Raw genomic sequence first — 21,413 nt, forward strand, 5'->3', positions numbered from 1 at the left:
TCTGATGATGAATATATTTGATGAACTTCTGCACCGTCTGGGTAGTAAAACCAGAATCCGTTCTCTTTTCAAAGATGTTGGTATGGATGAGATGGAGCGTATCATTAACCGGCTAAATGAGGTTCTGGAAGAAAAAAATCAGGAAAAAGAAGTCGAAGATCTGAAAAGAAAAGAGAAGCTTCAGAGTGTAGAAGAAATCAAGAAAGCCATGGAGGCCAAAGGCCTTTCAATGTCTGATTTGAATCTTTTGCAGGAGATGGGCAAGGAAGGCAAACGAAAGAGAAATGTCTCCAAGCATAATTTTGAGTATCAGACCCATTCCGGCGATACAGTGCGCTGGTATGGCTCAACAACGGGACGCTTGCCCAAAGAGTTCCAGGACTATCTCGATCGCACCAGTAAGAAGCGGATTGATTGCATTGTTGATGACGAGTAGCAGTGTCGTCCGGTGAGTCTTGTCAGGCTTGCAAATGAGTGATCAGAGAGCGCATCCATAATGACAAGTCACTGATGTCGTCCAGAATCAGAAACAGCAGGGCGACATCGACCGGATCTATTTCACTTTCCATCTGACAGGTTTGTTCCCTGATTTCATGGCTGATCTTTCTGAGCTCATCTACAGAGCTTGCCAGGCTTTGTCTGACGCAAGTTTGAGATTTGCTGTGCTGCTTTCTGAATCCGCCCTGACTGAGCTCATCTAATTCAATGACCCCCTGCCTTAATTGATACACGGTTTTGCCAAACTGCCGGGTAAGATTGTTCAGTGGAACAATCATTTCTGCCGGTAATCGAAGGGGGCGGTAACTTAGTCGTTCAGAAAGTCGAAATATCTGATGAGCCAGCTGGCTTTGAGTTTGCAGTACGTCTATGACCACTTCTTTGGGCTGAGCCGTCAGTGAAGGCCTTTGCAGTCGGGAAAGTACTTCCTGCTCCAGCAGTTCAAGCTGATGAGGGAGTTCTTTGATCCAGGGGGTGCTGGCGGGAGCCTGCATTTGTTCAGAGCTAAGGCTTTGAATCTGCCGGTTGAGGTGTAAAAGTCCATCCAGCACGGCATTGCGATGTCGTAGCAACGGTTTGAACGGTGAGCCTGTGAACAGGCTGGCAAAGGTTTCTAGATCCATAAGGCCATTATCGGCCAGGCAGAGGAATGCGATAGTTGGTTGAAAAGAAATGAGATGCAGATGAGCTCAGTCTCAGGAGAACCCTATACTTTGAAGTAAATTCAATGCAAATGCGTTTCAGGGAATGAATCATGCAACCATTATCCAATGATTTGATAACTCAAATACTGGCATTGCCCTCCTCTCCCAATAACCTCCTGATGACAGACTCTGTACCCGCTGCTTCTGAAAAAGGGAAGCGTAGCCAAGAAATTTCAGTCTTCAGAGTCAGAGCCAGCACTAAATGCTGTTCGATTCTTGAGAGAGACTTTGGACATTCCTCTAAGGAAGGAACCGTATTTCTGTAGCCAGTGCTCAGGAAGTGATTCGTCGTCATCGCCAGTCCCAGGAAAGCCGGAGTGAGAGTAACCATGGACAGGAAGAGGTTGAGATTGAAGCGGTGATTGATCAACCAGTGCCTCGTGAGCTTACTCCTGAGCCAATAGCTGAAAATACTGCGGAGACTGTAGCCAAGCCAGCCAGGCGAGTTAAATTTGCTCCTGAAGTTGAGGTCAGGGAAGAAGAGCGATCACAGGAGCGTAAACAGAAGCGTTTTGAAAAGTCCCAGAAAGTGATTGAGGAAGCTCTGGCCAACGATAATTTTGATCAGGACATCAACAGTTATTTGAGCCACACCAGCGCAGAAGATTTGTGTGAACTCATTGAATACGTCAAAGCAACCTACATCCAGGAAGAAATAGATCAAAAGCTGGCCGGTTTCACCTATTGGGCTCCAGCGCATACCTGTTATCAATATTTATTGGAAAAAACACTCTCTTTGCAATGGCCCGAGGCAAAAGAAAAATTCGTTCAGGTTGTTACTGACAAGTATACAGCCAGAGATTTTATCAAAACATCACCAATGCTGGTTGAGGCCTGTGGTGAAGATTTTAAGGTTGTAGCGAATGAGTTTCTAAAAAGAGGTAGCTCAGTTTGGGGACTTTTATTCTAAATACAGTGACAGTATCTACGAGCTTATTAAAGACACCTACGAAGACGACATCAAGCATGATTTATTAGTGGGTAGCGATGATGATGATCGAGCAGAGGTCATCGAAGAGAACTTCTCAAGAATGGCAAGTGATTCCGAACTTCTGGGGTCGATGTTGAGAAAGGTGGGGCAGAAAGCAAGAAGAAACACCCGGGGTGTGGATCTGATCAAAAAGTTAATGCATACCGTCAAAGAATAACTTTTGAGAGAAGAAGGAGAAAGGCCATTGAGTCCTGATTCAGAGGCCTAGGCACTGACTTGTTGGCAGTGCCTAGAGGCTATTTATAATCAGGGCAGATTACGAACCAGCAAAGACATTTCGTCAGGCTCAATACCTTCGGGCAGAGGGATCTTGACGACATGACCAGAACCCGGCGCTGCAGAAACAGATTCACCGCGTTTGTTTTCGATATGATCGAGATTGAAAGCAACATTGCCTGCTGGTGTCATCAGCTCCAGAGTGTCACCTGTTTCAAAACGGTTTTTGACATCGATGGTGATTTGTTTGCCATCATTGTCGAGAATCTCACCCACAAATTGCTGCTTTGAACCCCGAGAATTACCTGTTTCATAATTCTGATATTCATCGTGCACGTGGCGACGATAAAAACCTTCGGTGTAACCCCGGTTGGCAAGGCTTTCCAAAGTGTCCATTGCATTCATATCGAAGGGTAAACCAGCTGCTGCATCGTCAATGGTTTTACGGTAAACCTGTGCGGTTCTGGCGACATAATAGAAAGATTTGGTTCGACCTTCGATTTTCAGAGAGTGAATCCCCATCCCCGTAAGACGGTGTACATGCTGAACAGCCCTGAGATCTTTTGAGTTCATGATGTAGGTGCCATGCTTGTCTTCAAAAGCTGGCATGTACTGTTCGGGTCTCCCCTCTTCCTGCAACAGAACAATCTGGTCTGATGGCTGACCCTCTCCCAGAGTCGGTTGAACGATTGTTGGCTCATGGGAGCCTGAGCTGACAGGAACCACATCACCGCTGTCGGTTTCCTTGGCCTCATGAGCCTGGTAGTTCCAGCGGCAGGCATTGGTGCAGGTGCCCTGATTGGGGTCTCTCTTATTGATGTATCCGGATAACAGACAGCGTCCTGAGTAGGCGATGCACAGAGAGCCGTGAACAAAGACTTCCAACTCCATTTCAGGGCATTCTTCGCGAATTTCCTGAATTTCTTCCAGGGACAGCTCACGAGAAAGAATGATTCTCTCCACGCCCTGCTTTGCCCAGAATTTAGCCGTTACAAAGTTCACCACATTAGCCTGAACCGACAAATGTACGGGAATGTCCGGGAAGGCATCCCGAACCATCATGATCAGACCAGGATCCGACATAATCAGCGCGTCCGGCTTCATGGCAATGACCGGCTCCATATCCCTCAGATAGGTTTTTACCTTGGTGTTGTGAGGGGCAATATTACTGGCGAGGTAAAACTTTTTGCCCAGGGCGTGTGCTTCATCAATGCCTTTTTGCAGGTTTTCATTTTTGAAGTCGTTGTTACGCACTCTCAGGCTGTAACGAGGTTGTCCTGCATAAACTGCGTCAGCACCGTAAGCGAAGGCATAACGCATGTTTTTTATGGTTCCGGCAGGGGAGAGGAGTTCCGGTTTCATAGTGACTGATGACGCTCTGTTATCTATGCAGGGGCGCGCATTATATCAGGGTGAATACTTTAGAAAATAAGCAGTTTGTGAAGGGTGGGGGGGAATGGTTTTCAGAGTGCAGTTAACAGTAACCCTAAGTAGTTAGTGTCGCTATAACGAGCTTAAGTGGATAAGTGAGAGTAAATCGTCACAATGAATAGGTCGAAGGAATAGTTTTCGTCGACCTTATTTCTATCAGCGTCTTCTTCTTGGTTTTGGGACTTGGCTAGTAGGCTGATAGCTTTTTAGCCCTTTGTCTCCAGTTAAGATTTCTACTTCTATAGCGCTAGTGCTCGCATAATAATCAGCGACATCTTTTATCGTTGTATCCCCAATACCTAACCCTTGAACTGCGAGCTCTGGCCAGCTTTCAGCCAGTTTTATCAGCTTTTCTGCCCTCCAGAGCTCCGCTTGATGTCCAAATGCTGCCCAAGGGTCTGTATCGGTAGCAGCTTTCCGAATATATTGCGATAAGCTTTGAGCCAAGGAGTATTTATCACCGGGTGCAAAGGCAATGTGATTACCAGTTTCCATAATGGTGGCCAAGGGTAATACAAATGTACTACCAGCTTCTAATTCTTCTGAAATTTTTTGTTCTATGCGTTTAAAGTTCCAACGATCACTTTCTGGACCGCAGGTGTCTTTACCTGGTACCTGAAGCCAGCAACATAGTACAGATGTATCAAAAATTATGACTTTACTGCTCATTGCTGACTGATTCCCCCGGATTGTTGTTCTTGATGAAGGGCTTGTTCCAGTTTCCCCTGACTTGAAAGAGTGCCAACAGGACCTGAAGCTAGTAATTTTGGGAGTTTTGATAAATCTTCCAATAGGGTCAGACGACTGTGTCCCATTTCATTATCACGATGACTTATCGTGATAAAAGGTGTCATTTCCGGACCTAAGCTATCTAATAATGCTGGATTGTGCGTGGTAACCAGAATATCAATATGACGTTGTTTCCCGATAGACTTCAAAACGCTCAAAAGAACATTGGATCGTGAAGGATGAAGGCCGTTATCAATTTCTTCTACTACCAGAAGGCTGTGCTCTGGGCGAGTCAGTAGGGCAACAAGTATGGCTAAAAACCTCAATGTGCCATCTGACATACCTCTGGCATCAACAGAAATCTTTTTGTCTCCCCATAGCTCATCACAATATAACATGGCGTCAGAGTTGAACCGGCCAACAGTTTCCGAGTATATCCGACCAATATCTTTTTCTGGCAATAAGCTGACATGCTTTGTTAGCGTATCTTCAATTTGCTGTTTCTGCTGCTCATCCAGAGCTGCAATAATCCCTGCCATATTGGCTGCATCGCTATCTAGATCTTTTGATAAGGGGACATAATCCCTCATATGAGAGGGGATTGGGTCAAGTATAAAAATGCCTTTTAATGCAGCGATAACGGCTTCAATTCCTTCTGTTATATCTTTACTCAGGTTTTTGGAGAAAGCCTCTGGGTGTAGCTGACTCAAAATTGTTGATTGTCTCGCGGAGGGTCTTGGTTTACCTTGTTTTCTATTGTATAGACGAGCGGTAATAGCTGGTGCATCAAGTGCACAATCATCGGTTCTGAATAGCGATATATCTGAAGAGACTGTCTGAGCTCGAGGCCTGTATTTCAGCCGTCTCAAGCTTTCTGATGCAATTTGTGGCAAGCCCTCAACATTGACTTCAAGCTTATAAATATAGTCAATGAGCTCATTACTGCCGGAGACCTTTACTTCTAGAACAAACTGCTTTGTTCCTGAGCGACATACCCAGTCAGTGCTACCACGCAACCCTGGGAAATTACTATCACCCTTCAGAATAACATTCAAAGGCATACCTGAAGCACTGAGGTTCAGAAACAGTAATGCATCCAGTACATTGGATTTGCCACTAGCATTGGTTCCGATCAAAACTGTGAGGGGGTCTATATACAAGGTCGAGTCTTCGAAGCTCTTCCAGTCTTCTACTCGGATTTCTTTTATCATTAGGGCTACCGTTTACGTAATCTGCTCGGTGAAAGGTTGTCTTATCTTTGTTGCTCGGCACTTCTCCAGATATTAAGTATTGGAACGTTTGGAGTGAATAGTGGCTTTATGATCGCTTAACCTGCTCCAAAATAGACAATCCCAGCAAGGGTAGTTGCAGATTATATAAAATCAGGACGTAGATATACTACTGAGCTCTCTCAATCTTTTTCCAGGCCAATAAAAAGACATGTGTTTATTTAGCAACTGAATTTATATGATCGTTCAGAAAATTATTGCAGAAGTGGTTGTAAAGAAGAAAGGAAGAGCGGGCCCGATAGAGCATCGGGCCAGAAAAAGCTCAAGATCTTACTTGATCTTGTACTCTTTGTACTCAACGTGCTTGCGTACAACAGGGTCGTACTTTTTGAACACCAGCTTATCTGGGGTGTTACGCTTGTTTTTGGTCGTGGTGTAGTAGTGACCAGTGCCAGCAGATGAAACCAGCTTGATCTTTTCACGAATACCTTTAGCCATGACTTGTTGCTCCCGCTATCTTAGATTTTTTGACCGTTAGCACGCAGTTCGGCCAGAACGGTGTCGATACCTTTCTTGTCGATGATGCGCATGCCTTTAGCGGATACACGCATGCGAACGAAACGCTTCTCGCTCTCTACCCAGAAACGCTTGTGGTGCAGATTAGGCACGAAACGACGCTTGGTCTTGTTGTGCGCGTGGGAAACGTTATTCCCAGAAACCGGGCGCTTGCCGGTAACCTGACAAACTTTGGACATAGTGGTGGCCTCTCAAACCAAAAAAACCCAGCCATGAGGCCGGAGGATTCCGTTGTTCGTTTTCGGGCAGGTCTGCCCAAGGTTTAGAGTCAGAACTCTCAGCAGCTACCCATTACAAAGACCGCGCTTTATATCAAAGTCAAGGCTTTGGTGCAAGTTGGGTGCTGTAGGCGTTTTCCGTCTGGTGGCTCGAAAGCCTTGTCCTGACTGGCTCTTGGAGCCTGGCAGAGAATAGACGGCCCAGCCTGAAATCCAGAAAGAACGGCCTATTTTCTCGATGAATTTGCTTAAATAGATTAACTATTCGCACAAATCCATCGAGAAAACAGCCTCGTTCTACTGAACTTTATTCTCGGGCGCTATTCTCGGTCAGGCTCCTGCAAAACTGAAAGAGAAAGTCCTGCAAGAGTCGCGAGCTGGATTATCCACTGATTTGAAAAGAATCTGTAGTGGTAAACATCGATATTTGTGACTTCAGGGTGTCCGATTATCACGTATTTATGTTGTAGAAAGCCTTGTAGAGTTTTTTTTTGCCTTGGACTACATCAGACCCTGCTCAACCAGAGAGACAGTTTCACCTTTGCCAATGATAATGTGATCCAGCAGTCTGATATCCAGCAGCGCTAATGCTTTCTTGAGCGTTTCGGTGATTCTTATGTCGGCCTGACTGGGTTGTGGGTCGCCAGATGGATGGTTGTGGCTGGCTATAACCGCTGCTGCGTTGAGCTCCAAGGCCCTTTTAACGATCTCTCTGGGGTAGACCGGGGTAGCATCCAGAGTGCCCTGAAACAAGGTTTCCAGAGCCAGAACCCGGTGCCGGGTGTCCAGGAAAAGGCAGGCAAATGCTTCTCTCTGACTTCCGCGAAAGTGCAGTTGGAGATAACGACGGGTGGCTTCAGGGCTGTTAATGGTACTTTGCTCAGACAGTTTTTCAGAAAGTACCCTCTGGCAGATTTCGAGAATGGCACTGAGCTCTGTGGCTTTGGCATTGCCAAGCCCTTTTAATGCTTTTAATTGAGAGGGTGACGCAGAGAGCAAGCCATCCAGTGACTGAAAGTGCTGAATCAAGTGATTAGCCAACGTCAGAACGTGGGTCCCTTTGTAGCCAGTGCGAAGGAGAATTGCCAATAGTTCTGCATCACTCAGTGCTGCGGGACCTTGGGAGAGCAGCTTTTCTCTGGGTCGCTCCTCTTCAGGAAGCTCATGGATGGCAAGGCTGCGGGCGTGGTTATTCATAAGGTGTGAAGGATCCGACTGTTAAGTTGGCGTCATATCAGACACAATAAAACCCAGAAAATTCCCTGAATCATTATCTTCAAGGCAATCCATGCAACGTTTAAGAAATAAACGGATTTTACTCGGCGTGACAGGTGGCATTGCTGCCTACAAGAGTGCTGAGTTGATCCGCATACTTCGCAAATTGGATGCGGATGTTCGGGTAGTCATGACCAAGGCTGCCTGTGAGTTCATCACGCCTCTGACTCTTCAGGCTCTTTCCCACAACCCGGTCCACATGGATCTGCTGGATGCCAAGGCAGAAGCGGGTATGGGCCATATTGAACTGGCACGCTGGGCTGATGTGGTGCTGGTGGCTCCGGCGACGGCTGATTTTATGGCCCGGCTGACAAGCGGTCAGGCGGACGATCTGCTGACGACCCTGTGTCTGGCTACCAGTGCTCCGATTTGTCTGGCACCTGCCATGAATCAGGGAATGTGGCGAGATCAGACAACACAACAGAACGTTGAACTGTTGAAAGAGCGTAGCGTTCGTATCTTCGGCCCTTCTGATGGCAGTCAGGCATGCGGAGACGTAGGTCCGGGCAGAATGCTGGATCCTGAGCTGATCGCACAGCACACCGCTGAAATGTTTGTGCATGATCTGTTGAGCGGCCTGAACATTCTGATCACTGCAGGGCCTACTCAGGAAGCGCTGGATCCAGTGAGGTTTATCTCAAACCATAGCTCCGGAAAAATGGCCTATGCACTGGCAACAGCTGCTATGGAGTCCGGGGCATCAGTGAAACTGATCAGTGGCCCGGTTGCACTGGAAACGCCTGATCGGGTTGAGCGTATCGATGTCATCAGCGCCCGGGATATGCATCAGGCTGTCCTGGAAAACATGGAAGGGGTTGATATCTTTATTGGTTGTGCGGCGGTCTGCGATTATCGTCCCGTTGAAATCCAGAAAGACAAGATCAAGAAGAATCCAGATAATCCCTCTGAAACTCTGGAGATCAGGCTGGTCAAGAACCCGGATATCATTTCATCGGTATCTGAACTGGATGAGCGTCCTTTTGTTATTGGTTTTGCGGCTGAAACCCAGAATGTACTGGGCTATGCAGCGGACAAGCTGCGTCGCAAGAAATTGAACCTGATTGTTGCCAACGATGTATCGGACGGCGATATTGGTTTCAGCAGTGACAATAACGAAGTGACTGTTCTGGGTGAAGATTTTGAAGAGCCTATGCCAAGAGCTTCCAAGAAAGTTCTGTCGAGGAAAATTTTGAAAATTGTTGCGCATCGTTTCCGCAAATGGAAAAGAGAGCAGGAAAACACTTTAGGTGAAGAATGAAAGCACTGAAAACCCGAATTCTTGATGCACGCCTGGGCTCTGAATTCCCACTGCCAGCCTATGCGACGGATGGTTCTGCGGGTATTGATCTCAGAGCTATGCTGGAAAAGTCCCTGACTCTGGAGCCAGGTCAGACTGAGTTGCTGCCGACGGGTATGGCGATTCATATTGAAGACTCTTCTCTGGCTGCGATGATTCTCCCCCGCTCCGGACTGGGCCATAAACACGGTATCGTTCTGGGTAATCTGGTGGGACTGATTGATTCTGACTATCAGGGACAGTTGATGGTTTCCTGCTGGAACCGTGGCCGTTCTACCTTCACCATTGAACCGGGTGAACGTATTGCCCAGCTGGTTCTGGTACCGATCGTTCAGGCGAAGCTGGACATTGTGGACAGTTTTGATCAAACCGACCGTGGTGCGGGCGGCTTTGGACACTCTGGTACACAATAAGCCTGTGCAGGCAGCGGCTTGCCGCTGCCTAATCCCGCTTGCTGGTTTTATAGAAATAAAACATCCTTGTGATAATCAGCAGTATCACAGCAGCTTCTGCTGAGAGCATAAATAAAACCGGGCTAATCGATCGTTCAAAATAATAAGCGGTTAGATAATCGGTGTAATCCTGATTGGACTCACAGTACTCTCCTGATTCATCTCTACGGGTCAGACCTGGAATAAAAGCCCCGCTTTCTGATTTATGGATACAGAGTTCGCTTTCAGGATTTAGCGTCGGGAAACTGTTCCTGAAGAGAACCCAATAACCCAGAGTAATCGTTTGCCCCTTGAGTTTGATCAGAACCCAGAAGGATTCGGTCATCTGCTTCTGTTTCTCAAAAAAATAAGTACATTTTAATGTTTCATTTCCTGCTGTCTCGGGCTCATTGACGGTGCCGGGAATCCAAAGATGATGATCGGATTCAAAGGTCAGACAAAGAACCCTGTTGTCAGGCATCCTGTCTACATCATCAGGTAGCGTTGAGGTCGCATTTAGCCATTGCCACTGTCCGGGCAGATGGCCAGGAGGAAACTCTGGATAGGTCTGGTGCTCTGAAATTGAAGGAGAAGGTTGGCTGAAAGGCGGGACGGGAAAGCCATGGAGTTTGTTAACCATCATGGATAACAGAAGCGACAGAAAGAGTTTTACCTGAACGTTCAAAAGTCAGCTCCTTGATCAAATGCGTCGCTTCATAATGGCAGGTTTACTTTTGAGCGAATGAATTTCTTGTCAGTCCTTCAGGTTTTTATAAGCCCTGGATTGTGGTCGCCTCTCTTGCCCTTCGTATAGCGCCACTGCCCCAGAGTTCATCTGGCACAATGCAAACCAGGATCACAACAGAAATCGTGAAGGCGACGACAGTAGTGATGGTGACGGCGGCCCAGACTGAATAGTTGAGTGCCTGATTGAGCGCCGAGAATCCCTGATGATGAAAATGCACAAAATCAGGGTAGAGCCCACCCTCTACGATGCATCCCGAAATATCGTCAGACTTGAAGCCAACCTGAAAGGTGTCAGAAAGAGTATCTTCAATCATACAGATATTTCTCATGGGATCAGAAATACCCAGTTGTGAGTGGACCAATCCAGTGTGTTGCCATTGAGGTAGCAGATAGTAGAAAAGACTCGCTCCTAAAGCCCAGAAGCTTCGGGTTGAGTATGACTTTTCACCATCTAAAAACTGACAAACAGGCGGGGATTTGTAGGGTCTGCCCGTGAATTCCAAAACACCAGGATACGACTGACCGGTGGCCTGATCCAGATGGAGGCAAATGCTCTGATTTTGATTCAGAGGGTAAAGTTTGGCCGTTAAGGGGTGCTGTTCATCCACCCACTTCCAGCCAGACAGTATTAACTGTTCTGTAGTGGGGACAAGATTCTGAGAGGGTTGTGTCGACCTGGAACAGGCTTTTGAAGAAAGAAAGCAACTCAACACAATTATCAATACAGGAGCAATAAAAGGCATTGCAATTCCACCAACAAGCAGTCTCTCAATCACAAGAGGTACATATTAGTTTCTGTTTTGCTGTAATGCTTGTTCTGGAACATTCACTAGGCGATGTCGATCTGCTAATCTGCACCGTCTCACAACACAATGAGCCATCATAACCATCAACAAAGTCGGCTGATTGTGTTTTGACCGATGTGAGGAGGATTAATGGAAGAAACAACTCTGCTACCACTGCATGACCGGGCTCAGGTGCTGACCGAGGCTTTGCCCTACCTGCAGCGCTTTTCAGGCAAAACCATAGTGATCAAGTACGGTGGCAACGCTATGGAGAGTGAGGAGCTGAAAAATGCTTTTGCCCAGGGCGTGGTGATGCTGAAGGCTGTGGGCATCAACCCTGTTGTTGTACATGGTGGTGGTCCTCAAATCGGATCCATGCTGGAGCGTCTGAACCTTGAGACTCGCTTCGTACAAGGCATGAGAGTGACAGACTCCAGCACTATGGATGTTGTCCAGATGGTGCTGGGTGGACTGGTTAACAAAGAAATTGTCACGCTGATTAATAACAACGGTGGTCGTGCAGTGGGTGTTACGGGTAAGGATGGTCGATTCATCATGGCTCGTCGTCTGAAAGTGACTCACAAGACGGCTGAAATGTCAGCACCGGAAATTATAGATATCGGTCATGTCGGTGAAGTAGAATCCATTGATACCAGTATCGTTGAAATGCTTCAGAACTCAGACTTTATTCCAGTTGTTGCCCCTATTGGCGTCGATAATGTGGGTTTGTCGTACAACATCAATGCTGATCTGGTAGCTGGTCATCTTGCGGAAGCACTCAATGCAGAGAAATTGTTACTGCTGACGAATACTCCGGGGTTGCTTAGCAAAGACGGCGAGCTGTTGACCGGGCTGGACTCCGAGCAGGTAGAGAAACTGATTGCTGACGGCACTATTTATGGCGGTATGTTGCCAAAAATTCAGTGTGCACTGAGCGCCGTCAGCAATGGGGTAAACCGGGCGCATATTATTGATGGCAGAGTCCCTCATGCTTTGTTGCTGGAGCTTCTGACCGATCAGGGTGTAGGTACTCTGATTACAGACGGTCAGCCGTGAGCCTTAAGTTTGACAGGCTCCTGACCTAACCTTCTGCAGCCGTTAGTGATGGAAGGTTATCACGGTAAAAAATGGATAATGGCAGAGAGCTTGAGCAAGTGGTATTGCCATTGGAAACAGCCATGAGCGATTGAAACAATTTTTCGTCGCTTTTATTATGAAAATACCGCTATTTCGTGCACAGTAGTTATCTTAATAGTCAGAGGTTAGCGGCATTTTTGGCTCAGGGCTGTTTGGAGGACGAAAAATTTTTCACGGAAATAGTAAGACGGTGTCGAGAAGTAATGGATAAAACCAGGAAAGTTTCCCGAAAGGATCAAATTCTGCAGGCACTGGCCCATATGCTGGAAAATGCCCCCGGAGAGCGAATTACCACGTCGTCTCTGGCCAAGGAAGTGGGGGTATCAGAAGCTGCGCTATACCGCCACTTTCCCAGTAAGGCCAAAATGTTTGAGGGGCTGATAGAGTTTATAGAAGACACTCTGTTCTCAAGAGTTAATCTGATATTAGAAGAAGAGCAACAAGCTTTGCAGCGCTGTGGAAAGATTCTGCTTCTGCTACTTGGCTTTTGTGAGAAAAACCCCGGTTTAACCCGTATTCTCACAGGCGATGCTCTGACTGGAGAGCCTGATCGTTTGAGGCAAAGAGTCGTCAAACTGTTTGATCGACTGGAAACCCAGATCAAACAGGTACTGAGAGATGCTGAATTGAACGAGGGCTTGAGGCCTCAAGTTACGCTCAATACAACAGCCAATATGCTGCTTTCAATTGCTGAAGGGCGTATCTGCCAGTTTGTACGCAGTGAGTTCAAGCGTAAGCCAACACAGCACTGGCCAGCCCAGTGGGAAGTGCTTGAGACCGTTGTTTTCCGATAGAAGGATCAGGGGCGATTCAGTGTGACTGACGAGCCTTCGAGAAATACCACCATCGAGCGGGTATCTGCCTCCAGAATCCTGCTCTGGATTTCTTCTGACACTCGTCGTGTTTTAATTTTACCCCGACTGTCGGTTGTAGCCTTGTTTTTAACCAGAAAGATCAGCTGAGTGCTATCCAGCGTCCAGGTTCCCGTTTTTTCAACGAACCTGCCTGTTGATGGCTCTCTTTGTTTGGAGCGAAAGGTACCGTCACTGTTCAGGAACCAGTCAAGCCAGAAGCTGTCACGCGTCTGCCAGTTTCCTGCTAACAGGTTTTCGGTGATATGAGGTTGCTCAACGACACCTTCCTGAAGGTGTTTCTGCCTTAATAAGTCTTCGAGCCGTTGAATGTCTGCATGGAATTCAAGTCTGAGCTTTTCCCGGTCATTCTTCAAGATATGGACTCGCTGCTCATTCAGATTGAGTCGATCTGTTTTTGCTGCAATCTCTTTGGACAGGGCATCAGGGATCGGTTTTTCTGCGTCTTGCAGACTTTTCTCTTCCTGCCTCGTTCGGTTCAGAGTGTTTCTCAGCCTCAGGCTGGTGCCCTCAAGCAGTTCAAGCTGAGTCTGCATTTCAGAAATTTTGCGTTGCAGAGCGGAACGGGCTTCTTCAGGTGTGGAATAGAGCCGCATCAACTCTCTGTCACGATCTTTGCGAGTCTGAATAAATTTCAGGCGCGCTTCTTCCTTGGCCAATGCTGCCTGCTGATCCGTATCCCTTTTGGGCAAAACGATTTGTACGACACGACCGTACTTATTAATCACTTCATAGCCCTTATCGACCTGGCCAGAGGGCAGGCTTGTGGCAATGACCGGGTTGCCCTGACTGTTGATGTAACGGTACAGATTCTGCGCCATAGCAGGCGCAGAAAGTGTCAGAACGGTTAAGCAAACAGCCATGAGCCGAAAATGCAGCTTCACGGAAGATCCAACCACCCGAAACACGGTAAGGGTGATCGCACCTGGCAGAGCTGCATTTGTATAGCAAAAAGTAGTGGGGAGTTTCATGAGACTCCGTAGCGTTCCCTATATTCCCTGATGGCAGGGGCGTACATTTTTATGTCGTTATTCTCCTCAGCATACGACAAAAGGTCGTTAAGTGTCACAATGCTGATCACAGGAATGCCAAAATCTCTTTCAACTTCCTGGATTGCTGACATTTCACCCTTGCCTTTTTCCTGACGATCCAGGGCAATCATGACACCGGCAGCGCTGGCAGGGCTTTGATCAATGATTTCCATGACTTCTCGAACAGCAGTGCCAGCTGTAATGACGTCGTCGACAATGATCGCACGACCCTCAAGAGGAGCCCCGACAATATTGCCCCCCTCGCCATGATCTTTGATTTCCTTGCGATTGAAACACCAGGGCGTACTCAGGCTGTGATGCTCAGACAATGCTATGGCTGTAGCAGTGGCCAGAGGGATGCCCTTGTAGGCAGGGCCAAAAAGAATATCGTACTCGATGCCGGCATTGACCAGAGCGTGGGCATAGAACTGCCCCATTTTGCTGATGGCTTCGCCAGTATTGAAAAGGCCAGCATTAAAGAAGTAGGGCGATTTTCTGCCGGATTTGAGCGTAAACTCACCGAAGCGAATAACCTGTTCTTTCAAGGCGAAGTCGAGAAACTCTCTCTGATAATCGAGCATGATGTATCAAGTGCCTGTTCGTAAAAATGTAGCTGTATTTTACCGTGAAAATTCAGCTCTTGCAGGCTCTGTCACTATTTTTTGGTTCGGATGGGTTGCCATTTCAAAGCGCTGGGTTTTTAGCTCAAGGCGGTTTATTAAGAGACTCGCGTTTATAACGCAGTAGTAGCTTGCACCATGATTCATTGCTGCCTGGTACGGAAATGTCATAAAGTTGCATAAAACGGGTATGATATTTTTTAAAGAATGACAAACGACTTTTGTCTTGTGATTTCAGGGTGATCTTTCGATAAAAAGGTCAATAAACTGTATAGGATGAATCAATTTGGAAAATACTTTTGCCAAGTATCCTCCGGTGCAGCTATTCTCCGTGTGGTTTCTTTAAATGAGAAAAACCAAAAATAATGTTTTGATCACTGATGGCAGTATCCTGCTGTGATGTTTTGAGAAGCTGGGGTCGCATTTATGCGGATAAACATATCGGCGACAACCCTGTATCATTCGTCAGTTAAAATTCCCTCTTTTCCTGTACTCTGTGTAATTGAACTTTTTATCGTGGAAATGCAGCCCATTTAACTATTTAAGTCATTTCCATGGTTTAACCAGGGCCGTTTAAAGCTGACCGGGACTCCGGGAAGCAGTGCATTGGTTATGGAGAGCAGTTTGTAGCTATTCAGGTTATAAGTTGCCTCCCAAGTCATTGGTGTGAGGCAGATGCAGGATTAAGCCTGTTTTGATGGTGGTTGACTCAGGTCGACAACCCGATCAGGTATTTTGCTTTATGCCGGGCCAAATCTGGTCCAGGCAAGGTGTAGTCAATAATGAGAGTTATCAGCTTTAATTGCGAAGGCATAAAAAACGCGCGTGAAAAAGGCCTGTTTGACTGGTTAATGGACCAGGATGCCGATGTCATCTGTTTGCAGGATATCCGTGAGGATGAGTTTGCAATGGAGGAAAATCAGTATCAGCTTGATGGATACTTCTGTTACGCCTACGGCGGCTACGACAGGAAAGATCGTGGTGGTGTAGCGATTTATACACGTCAGGCTCCAAAAGCCATTATCAGTGGTCTCGGTTTTCCTGAGGCCGATGAAACAGGACGGTATATTCAGGCTGACTTTGACAAGATCAGTATTGCCAGTATGTATGTTCCGGAAGGTCATGATGCTGCCAGCCAGAACTTCAAATACCGATTTCTGGACAACTACTCCCATCACCTGAACAAGCAACGCCGTAAGCGTCGTGAGTTCATTATGGCGGGTACCTGGAACATTGCTCATCGCAAGATCGATGTAGCCAACTGGCGCGATTCTGAAGAAATTTCCGGTTTTCAGCCCGCAGAACGTGGTTGGATGGAAGGTCTGCTGGGTGATATGGGCTTCTTTGATGCCTATCGTGAAGTGGATCGTGAGTCGGGCAAGTACAGCTGGTGGCAGGATGAGTTTCTGCGCCATGATAACCTGGGTATGCGCATCGATTATCAGATCATCACTGCCGGGATGCGTCATCGTGTACTGAATGGCGGCATCTACAAAAATCAGGTTATCTCCAACCATGCCCCTGTCATTATTGATTTTGATTGGGAACTGGAGAGCTGATCAGAACTCCTGACATGAGAATGATTTCATCTTTCTGGATGAAATCATTTTCTGTGTTCACCTCTGCTACCCCCACCCACTGAACAATTCAGCTATTGAAAAAAAACGCTTTTTTCATGCTCTTCCATCCGAGCCTTCAGGCCAGCTGCTTGGAATACTGGTCAGGTATCGATTGAACTCCAAAGCAAAAATCGTTGGAACATCCAAATAGCTGATGGAATGCTCTGCTATCGAAGCTTCGTGCATGTCATGAATCAGTTGCTGGGCCGTGTCCTGATCCAGAACCGAAAACGCATCCAGAAAGGCATCTTTGGGTATAGCAAGCGTCAAAGGCAGAGACATCGAATAGTAGGCTTCTTCTATTGATCTGCCAGCCATGGGGCGATCAAACTGAATGGTTCTGCCCATGAATTGCTGAAGACGTATATCCGCCTCCCCTTTAGAAAGATTGCTGACCAGTGTTCGAGGCGATTTATGCAGTTCTTTTCGCATCACTTCACTCCAGTCTTCGCCAGGACTCAGTGATTCAAAGCGTCCGGAAGTAGAGTTAAAACGAATGCCCTGGCTGGCCAGGCGGCGGGTAATCTCTTCCTCGGGCAGGTTGGGGTTCCATTCCGGTGGCTCTGATGATTTTAAAGTAACAAGCCATTGCCGGTCCGATCCGGTTTGATCAGCACAATGGAATTCATAGCGGTGAACCAGCTCTGTAGATTCTTTTGTTTTCTTATCAATATGATGAGATTTTTTACTATTCAGAACGGTGTTCAGGCATTCTGCCCGACCGGATCGGTCTCTGCTGGCGCCAGCTAATAAAAAGCCAACCGGGATTCGGGGGTCATTATCCACTACTCTACGACCTAAAACAGCCAGCATTCTGGCTTTGTCGTCCCGGGCTATATCCACAACCTTGAGCGGCTTCCCTGCCTGGACGGATTTGCCAATCATATCCTCAATATCTTTGGCTCTGGACAGGGATGTGTCATAGATAATGGTACCCATACCCGATTTTTGGATTAACCCATCAAAGAGATTGAAGGCCATGTTAGAGCCCTGAAGATGCACTGTACCGTGGGAAAGTGGCATGGCTTTTCGCATGACACTCTTTGCACTGTCAGGCGCAATGCTTCCAGCGAACAGGGGTTGAGCATCTTCATCGCTACCAAAAGCTTCTTTGCCATGGGAGGTCTTCCCTGCCCCAAAACCACCTTTGTACGCTACGACCTGATTTTCCTGATGAAGCGATGAAAGTTTTCTGGCAGCAACATACGCTGTTTCAACGTATTTCAGAAAAGCGGCCTGGGCTTCTGGCACCCAGTTGGTGTGTTTTTCGACCCATGGCCAGAAATCAGGGCCAGAGAGCTTCATTACTTTCTTTCCGGGTGGCTGTTTGGTGTAAGCCTCCCAGGATTCGATCCCGGCTCCCGACTTTTCACTGGCCAACAATATTGCCGAGCGCATGGCAAAGCTGTATGGCGAGATCTCTTTGTTTCGGGACGGATCCGATTCAGTCATTTTTAAAGTGGTCAGTAGTTTGGTTAATGCGCCTGATTCAGAGTCAGAAGGCAGCGAGGCGATATTATCCAGCAGCCAATCTGCGAGGTAATCAACCTGATTAAACGGTTCTTGACCTCTGCCACTCAGAAACAGACGGCTATCAAACCCATCACCCAGATGATGTCTCGATGCCAGCAGCAACCTTTCCAGTTGCTCTTCGGGGGTCTGGGGAAATGACTGATCCAGAGATGAAGCGCTGTTGCTGGATAACGTGCCTATACCAGAGTCACTGTTTTCAGTGATGACGGATTGAGAAGGTGACAGGTTGATCTCATATTCATCCAGACTTTGATGACGTTCAGATCTGCCTGACGCAGGAAACCTCTTTCCCACCGATACCGGAGATAAATCCCCCATGGGGGTTTTTACTTTATCCGGACTGTCAGCTTCTGAAATTTTTCGACTTTTTCCACCAGAAGGCGGTTGGCTCTTATCAATTCCATCCATGTAATAGGCCCTTCTTTTCAATGCTGTCGGCTGAATGTCGGCCTGTTGAATCTGAGGGCATCTTAAAATGCGGAGGGGGCCATTATTTCTGGACGCAGGGCACTGTTCTCTATAATCAAGCAATGATGGTAAAAGGACTTTCATTATGGACAATAGGCCCATTGAGCCTGGTCGCTCTGTACAAAATTACACTCAGTTGCCGGAAAATGATCGAAAAGAAGAGGGAAGTCATAACTCTCGGGCGATCAGAACAACAGATAAACCCAATCAAATCCCAACGACAGGTAATAAGGCACCTCCTCCCCCAAAGCCACGCAAGGCCAGCCACATCAGAACGATGTCCCTGTTGTTGAAACAATTACCCCAGGAAAACGGAACTAAGGGGGTGCAGTGGCTCAAGGGTATAGCTGAACGCTCAGAAGTGGATCTACTCAGGCTGTTTATTGATGGAAGACTGCTGAAAAGAGAGCAGGGTGCCTCCAACTATGAGAGAAGAGAGCCAGGCTGTGTCACTAAAATGTCTAAAGCTTTGGCAACGCTGGTCTTTCATGCTGAGCAGGGAGGTTTGCCAAACTCCAAAGAGGTTGTCAGGGTTCTTCATCAAATGGTCATGGGGGATAGCTATCTCCAGAATGCCCGAATCAAAGTCAGACGTCAGGGTGGTCAGTTTGATCGGGTGGGGGTTTCATTTCCTGTTGTTGAGGAGAATCTGATTCACACGGGTAAAGGGCTGCTTCAGGCTGAAAGTATAGAGGAGAGTTTGAGCAAATCATAGGAGAGCGATTTCAGGAACCTCTGTTCTTTATCCGCCATCGTGATGTTTCCAAAGGAAGCATAACCGATGTTCCTATAGGCAGTGATATTCTTGAATACTTACTGGATACCAGTGAGCTAAAGAATGTCATCACGGTATCCGGGCCTATGAAATATCAGGAAAATGTTAAATTGTTTTTGCTGAGTCGTTTGCAGAACCTGGTTCCTGCCGTCATTCAAGATGAAGAAACGGCACGGTTAATGTTTGAAGCCCTGGAGCGGGACGGGCATCAATGCATTCAGATTCAGTCTGCACCTGCTATGTATACCGAAGAACTGCTTGAGTATGTGCTGGGTGAGTTTGATAACTTTCTGCTTGAAGCTCAGACCAATGAAGACATATACAAGGCTATAGCCTGGATGTTGCCCAGATACATGCAAATCCACCCATTTCCTGATGCCAACCTCAGAACCGCTATGTTACTTGCGAATAATGCACTGATTCGATTTGGGTTACCTCCACTGATTATGGAAGATCCCAATATTGTGCAGCTCCATGATGAAGAAACGTTGCTAAAAGAGTTGCATGGTGGCAGTCAGAACTGTCTCTATCTGGCCAGAGAGAATGAATTACATGGGTATGCGTTTCCAGAGCGTGGTTCCGAAGAAGTGACAAAAAATATGGGCTATCTGGAGCCGTTGCTGGAAGCGTTGAATAGTAGTGATATGCAATAGATTCCAGGCCAGCAGGCTGGCCTGGATATAGCCTACTCTGCCAGAGCTTCTTTTTGCAGCTTAACCAGGTCGTCAATACCTGCTTTAGCCAGAGCGAGCATAGCCATCATTTCATTTTGACTGAACGGTGCCGCTTCAGCAGTACCCTGAATCTCAATGAAACCACCCTCTTCTGTCATGACAACATTCATATCTGTTCCAGCGTTGGAATCTTCCGGGTAATCCAGGTCCAGAACCGGACTGCCCTGGTAAATACCCACAGAAACAGAAGCAATCAGCTGAAGGAATGGATCATTCTTGATGATCTTTTTCCTCTGCAAATGGCGAATGGCGTCAACCAGTGCCACACAGGCGCCGGTAATTGATGCTGTGCGAGTACCGCCGTCTGCCTGAATAACATCGCAATCGATGGTGATGGTGTTCTCACCCAGTTTCTTCAGATCCACTGCAGCACGCAGGGAGCGACCTATAAGGCGCTGAATTTCCAGTGTTCGGCCACCCTGCTTGCCTCTGGAGGCTTCCCGACCCATACGATCTGTCGTAGAACGGGGCAGCATGCCGTATTCTGCCGTCACCCAGCCCTGACCCGAACCTTTCAGGAAGCGGGGAACTGACTTGTCGACAGACGCCGTACAGATCACCTTGGTATTGCCAAATTCAACCAGCACTGATCCTTCGGCGTGCATGGTGTACTCACGAGTGATTTTGATGTCGCGTAACTGATCCGCAGTTCTTCCGCTAGGACGCCGCATGGTCTTACCTTCTACCGCCAGGGATATTAAAAGCGGAATTATAACCAAGGCAGGCTGCGGGCTCTATGTTTACTATGAAAATGATACTTTGTTGCCAATCACCAATGGCATCGCTTGTGAGGTTTATGCCATTTCCTCCAGTGCCGCCATGCTTTTCCATCATAATGCTGGTGATAGTTTTCCGGGTTATACCACCATCGAAAATCTGACCAGTCACAGTGGCTTTGATGCTCATAGCCATCCCAATTCCATCTCCAGTCGCTGTATTCATCTTCATGGCTGCTGTCATTGTTATAGGCGTGTTGACCCATTCTATTAATATGTACTTTTGTACAAGCCAGATCTGGTAAACCTTCGGAATAACCTAAAACGCACTGGCTCCCGTCATTAAATTTCATGCCGACCAGGTTTTGCTCTTCCTTGAACGCGTACTTTAACTGACATTTCCCCCCAGTCTGTTGATCAAATCCAACCACACCGGAATTGTCATAGAGTTTCCTGTCCGAGTGTCTGGATTGCTTCGAGTACGAAACTAATCCATCAATAACTTCATTCAATGGGAAAGGTTTCAGATTATGAGAGTGACTGATATGCGTGGACATTTGTCCCAGCTCAAATTTGACTTCAGAGCAGGACTGAACAACTTCCATGAAGGTCTCGTAATCCACTTCGCGAGCGTAGCTGGTTGTTAGACCAAGGCCTGAATCCGTGATTTCTTGATTAGAGAGAGGTTTTTCACCTCCTGAATGCATGAAACCTACAGAATAGGGTTTTGATTTTTTGCTATTCACCAAAGAAGGGTAAAACAGACGCAGAAGATCAATGC

At 47.1% G+C, this 21,413-nt stretch carries 24 protein-coding genes; 10 read left to right on the forward strand and 14 right to left on the reverse strand.

All coding sequences use genetic code 11. The annotated features are described in order from the left end of the window. The first annotated feature begins 4 nt into the window (after positions 1-4). Positions 5-436, forward strand: a complete 432-nt coding sequence (locus ACR2PX_RS07660; RefSeq protein WP_433998764.1) for an H-NS family histone-like protein — start codon at positions 5-7, stop codon at positions 434-436. Between the two features lie 22 nt (positions 437-458). Here the strand turns inward: ACR2PX_RS07660 and ACR2PX_RS07665 are convergent, their stop codons facing one another. Next, positions 459-1,121, reverse strand: a complete 663-nt coding sequence (locus ACR2PX_RS07665; protein ID WP_433998765.1) for a DUF47 family protein — start codon at positions 1,119-1,121, stop codon at positions 459-461. A 361-nt stretch (positions 1,122-1,482) separates the two neighbouring features. Between ACR2PX_RS07665 and ACR2PX_RS07670 the strand changes: the two genes are divergently transcribed. After that, positions 1,483-2,112, forward strand: a complete 630-nt coding sequence (locus ACR2PX_RS07670; RefSeq protein WP_433998766.1) for a hypothetical protein — start codon at positions 1,483-1,485, stop codon at positions 2,110-2,112. Between the two features lie 67 nt (positions 2,113-2,179). Next, entirely contained in the window at positions 2,180-2,350 is a 171-nt protein-coding gene (locus tag ACR2PX_RS07675) for a hypothetical protein (protein WP_433998767.1), read from the forward strand. An 89-nt stretch (positions 2,351-2,439) separates the two neighbouring features. Here ACR2PX_RS07675 and yegQ read toward each other — a convergent pair whose 3' ends face one another. The 6 genes from yegQ to radC all read right to left on the reverse strand — a co-directional run bounded on the left by yegQ (position 2,440) and on the right by radC (position 7,789). After that, positions 2,440-3,771, reverse strand: coding sequence for a tRNA 5-hydroxyuridine modification protein YegQ (gene yegQ, locus ACR2PX_RS07680; protein WP_433998768.1), 1,332 nt, complete (start codon positions 3,769-3,771; stop codon positions 2,440-2,442). Positions 3,772-3,996: 225 nt separating this feature from the next. Beyond that, positions 3,997-4,509, reverse strand: coding sequence for a hypothetical protein (locus tag ACR2PX_RS07685; RefSeq protein WP_433998769.1), 513 nt, complete (start codon positions 4,507-4,509; stop codon positions 3,997-3,999). Next, positions 4,506-5,780 (reverse strand): AAA family ATPase, encoded by a 1,275-nt coding sequence (locus ACR2PX_RS07690; protein WP_433998770.1) that lies wholly within the window; start codon positions 5,778-5,780, stop codon positions 4,506-4,508. Before ACR2PX_RS07690 ends, ACR2PX_RS07685 begins: the two co-directional genes overlap by 4 nt. 348 nt (positions 5,781-6,128) lie before the next feature. Continuing rightward, positions 6,129-6,296, reverse strand: a complete 168-nt coding sequence (rpmG, locus tag ACR2PX_RS07695; protein WP_034834535.1) for a 50S ribosomal protein L33 — start codon at positions 6,294-6,296, stop codon at positions 6,129-6,131. Between the two features lie 20 nt (positions 6,297-6,316). Beyond that, complete coding sequence (rpmB, locus tag ACR2PX_RS07700; RefSeq protein WP_433998771.1) at positions 6,317-6,553, reverse strand: 50S ribosomal protein L28; 237 nt, start codon at positions 6,551-6,553, stop codon at positions 6,317-6,319. 540 nt (positions 6,554-7,093) lie between these two features. Beyond that, on the reverse strand, positions 7,094-7,789 hold the full coding sequence (gene radC / locus ACR2PX_RS07705) for a RadC family protein (protein WP_433998772.1): 696 nt from the start codon (positions 7,787-7,789) through the stop codon (positions 7,094-7,096). Positions 7,790-7,880: 91 nt separating this feature from the next. Here radC and coaBC point away from each other — a divergent pair, with 91 nt between their 5' ends. After that, entirely contained in the window at positions 7,881-9,125 is a 1,245-nt protein-coding gene (coaBC, locus tag ACR2PX_RS07710; RefSeq protein ID WP_433998773.1) for a bifunctional phosphopantothenoylcysteine decarboxylase/phosphopantothenate--cysteine ligase CoaBC, read from the forward strand. Further along, positions 9,122-9,577 carry a dUTP diphosphatase gene (gene dut, locus ACR2PX_RS07715; RefSeq protein WP_433998774.1) on the forward strand — a complete coding sequence of 152 codons (456 nt, stop codon included), beginning with the start codon at positions 9,122-9,124 and terminating at the stop codon, positions 9,575-9,577. The genes coaBC and dut overlap by 4 nt, the downstream gene beginning before the upstream one ends. A gap of 28 nt (positions 9,578-9,605) precedes the next feature. Here dut and ACR2PX_RS07720 read toward each other — a convergent pair whose 3' ends face one another. Both ACR2PX_RS07720 and ACR2PX_RS07725 read right to left on the reverse strand, forming a co-directional pair. Further along, complete coding sequence (locus ACR2PX_RS07720; protein ID WP_433998775.1) at positions 9,606-10,280, reverse strand: hypothetical protein; 675 nt, start codon at positions 10,278-10,280, stop codon at positions 9,606-9,608. Between the two features lie 85 nt (positions 10,281-10,365). Beyond that, on the reverse strand, positions 10,366-11,085 hold the full coding sequence (locus ACR2PX_RS07725) for a hypothetical protein (RefSeq protein ID WP_433998776.1): 720 nt from the start codon (positions 11,083-11,085) through the stop codon (positions 10,366-10,368). A gap of 192 nt (positions 11,086-11,277) precedes the next feature. Between ACR2PX_RS07725 and argB the strand changes: the two genes are divergently transcribed. Then, the gene (argB, locus tag ACR2PX_RS07730; protein ID WP_433998777.1) at positions 11,278-12,183 is read left to right on the forward strand and encodes an acetylglutamate kinase; all 906 of its coding nucleotides are present in this window, start codon (positions 11,278-11,280) and stop codon (positions 12,181-12,183) included. A 284-nt stretch (positions 12,184-12,467) separates the two neighbouring features. After that, positions 12,468-13,058 (forward strand): nucleoid occlusion factor SlmA, encoded by a 591-nt coding sequence (gene slmA, locus ACR2PX_RS07735; protein WP_433998778.1) that lies wholly within the window; start codon positions 12,468-12,470, stop codon positions 13,056-13,058. A gap of 5 nt (positions 13,059-13,063) precedes the next feature. Here slmA and ACR2PX_RS07740 read toward each other — a convergent pair whose 3' ends face one another. Both ACR2PX_RS07740 and pyrE read right to left on the reverse strand, forming a co-directional pair. Further along, entirely contained in the window at positions 13,064-14,107 is a 1,044-nt protein-coding gene (locus tag ACR2PX_RS07740) for a hypothetical protein (protein WP_433998779.1), read from the reverse strand. Further along, positions 14,104-14,748 carry an orotate phosphoribosyltransferase gene (pyrE, locus tag ACR2PX_RS07745; RefSeq protein ID WP_433998780.1) on the reverse strand — a complete coding sequence of 215 codons (645 nt, stop codon included), beginning with the start codon at positions 14,746-14,748 and terminating at the stop codon, positions 14,104-14,106. The genes ACR2PX_RS07740 and pyrE overlap by 4 nt, the downstream gene beginning before the upstream one ends. An 821-nt stretch (positions 14,749-15,569) precedes the next feature. Between pyrE and ACR2PX_RS07750 the strand changes: the two genes are divergently transcribed. Next, complete coding sequence (locus ACR2PX_RS07750; protein WP_433998781.1) at positions 15,570-16,346, forward strand: exodeoxyribonuclease III; 777 nt, start codon at positions 15,570-15,572, stop codon at positions 16,344-16,346. Positions 16,347-16,460: 114 nt separating this feature from the next. Here the strand turns inward: ACR2PX_RS07750 and ACR2PX_RS07755 are convergent, their stop codons facing one another. Further along, positions 16,461-18,347, reverse strand: a complete 1,887-nt coding sequence (locus tag ACR2PX_RS07755) for a hypothetical protein (protein WP_433998782.1) — start codon at positions 18,345-18,347, stop codon at positions 16,461-16,463. 145 nt (positions 18,348-18,492) lie between these two features. Here ACR2PX_RS07755 and ACR2PX_RS07760 point away from each other — a divergent pair, with 145 nt between their 5' ends. Both ACR2PX_RS07760 and ACR2PX_RS07765 read left to right on the forward strand, forming a co-directional pair. Then, entirely contained in the window at positions 18,493-19,122 is a 630-nt protein-coding gene (locus ACR2PX_RS07760) for a hypothetical protein (RefSeq protein ID WP_433998783.1), read from the forward strand. 146 nt (positions 19,123-19,268) lie between these two features. Beyond that, a complete protein-coding gene (locus ACR2PX_RS07765; RefSeq protein ID WP_433998784.1) occupies positions 19,269-19,835 on the forward strand; it encodes a Fic family protein in 567 nt (188 codons plus the stop codon). A gap of 32 nt (positions 19,836-19,867) precedes the next feature. Here the strand turns inward: ACR2PX_RS07765 and rph are convergent, their stop codons facing one another. Both rph and ACR2PX_RS07775 read right to left on the reverse strand, forming a co-directional pair. Continuing rightward, complete coding sequence (gene rph, locus ACR2PX_RS07770) at positions 19,868-20,587, reverse strand: ribonuclease PH (protein ID WP_433998785.1); 720 nt, start codon at positions 20,585-20,587, stop codon at positions 19,868-19,870. Between the two features lie 98 nt (positions 20,588-20,685). Continuing rightward, the coding region (locus ACR2PX_RS07775) for a hypothetical protein (protein WP_433998786.1) at positions 20,686-21,413 on the reverse strand (728 nt) is incomplete at its 5' end.

This window comes from Endozoicomonas sp. (assembly GCF_051008435.1).
In the GTDB taxonomy this organism is placed as follows: Bacteria; Pseudomonadota; Gammaproteobacteria; order Pseudomonadales; family Endozoicomonadaceae; genus Endozoicomonas_A.

Excerpts from the sequence above, each read along its gene's own strand:
- rpmB (WP_433998771.1), bottom strand. The coding sequence starts at position 6,553 with ATGTCCAAAGTTTGTCAGGTTACCGGCAAGCGCCCGGTTTCTGGGAAT.
- argB (WP_433998777.1), top strand. The coding sequence starts at position 11,278 with ATGGAAGAAACAACTCTGCTACCACTGCATGACCGGGCTCAGGTGCTG.
- ACR2PX_RS07660 (WP_433998764.1), top strand. The coding sequence starts at position 5 with ATGATGAATATATTTGATGAACTTCTGCACCGTCTGGGTAGTAAAACC.
- ACR2PX_RS07755 (WP_433998782.1), bottom strand. The coding sequence starts at position 18,347 with ATGGATGGAATTGATAAGAGCCAACCGCCTTCTGGTGGAAAAAGTCGA.
- ACR2PX_RS07740 (WP_433998779.1), bottom strand. The coding sequence starts at position 14,107 with ATGAAACTCCCCACTACTTTTTGCTATACAAATGCAGCTCTGCCAGGT.
- dut (WP_433998774.1), top strand. The coding sequence starts at position 9,122 with ATGAAAGCACTGAAAACCCGAATTCTTGATGCACGCCTGGGCTCTGAA.
- ACR2PX_RS07725 (WP_433998776.1), bottom strand. The coding sequence starts at position 11,085 with ATGCCTTTTATTGCTCCTGTATTGATAATTGTGTTGAGTTGCTTTCTT.
- coaBC (WP_433998773.1), top strand. The coding sequence starts at position 7,881 with ATGCAACGTTTAAGAAATAAACGGATTTTACTCGGCGTGACAGGTGGC.
- yegQ (WP_433998768.1), bottom strand. The coding sequence starts at position 3,771 with ATGAAACCGGAACTCCTCTCCCCTGCCGGAACCATAAAAAACATGCGT.
- ACR2PX_RS07765 (WP_433998784.1), top strand. The coding sequence starts at position 19,269 with ATGAAATATCAGGAAAATGTTAAATTGTTTTTGCTGAGTCGTTTGCAG.
- rph (WP_433998785.1), bottom strand. The coding sequence starts at position 20,587 with ATGCGGCGTCCTAGCGGAAGAACTGCGGATCAGTTACGCGACATCAAA.
- rpmG (WP_034834535.1), bottom strand. The coding sequence starts at position 6,296 with ATGGCTAAAGGTATTCGTGAAAAGATCAAGCTGGTTTCATCTGCTGGC.
- ACR2PX_RS07760 (WP_433998783.1), top strand. The coding sequence starts at position 18,493 with ATGGACAATAGGCCCATTGAGCCTGGTCGCTCTGTACAAAATTACACT.
- slmA (WP_433998778.1), top strand. The coding sequence starts at position 12,468 with ATGGATAAAACCAGGAAAGTTTCCCGAAAGGATCAAATTCTGCAGGCA.
- pyrE (WP_433998780.1), bottom strand. The coding sequence starts at position 14,748 with ATGCTCGATTATCAGAGAGAGTTTCTCGACTTCGCCTTGAAAGAACAG.
- ACR2PX_RS07750 (WP_433998781.1), top strand. The coding sequence starts at position 15,570 with ATGAGAGTTATCAGCTTTAATTGCGAAGGCATAAAAAACGCGCGTGAA.
- ACR2PX_RS07690 (WP_433998770.1), bottom strand. The coding sequence starts at position 5,780 with ATGATAAAAGAAATCCGAGTAGAAGACTGGAAGAGCTTCGAAGACTCG.
- ACR2PX_RS07665 (WP_433998765.1), bottom strand. The coding sequence starts at position 1,121 with ATGGATCTAGAAACCTTTGCCAGCCTGTTCACAGGCTCACCGTTCAAA.
- ACR2PX_RS07685 (WP_433998769.1), bottom strand. The coding sequence starts at position 4,509 with ATGAGCAGTAAAGTCATAATTTTTGATACATCTGTACTATGTTGCTGG.
- radC (WP_433998772.1), bottom strand. The coding sequence starts at position 7,789 with ATGAATAACCACGCCCGCAGCCTTGCCATCCATGAGCTTCCTGAAGAG.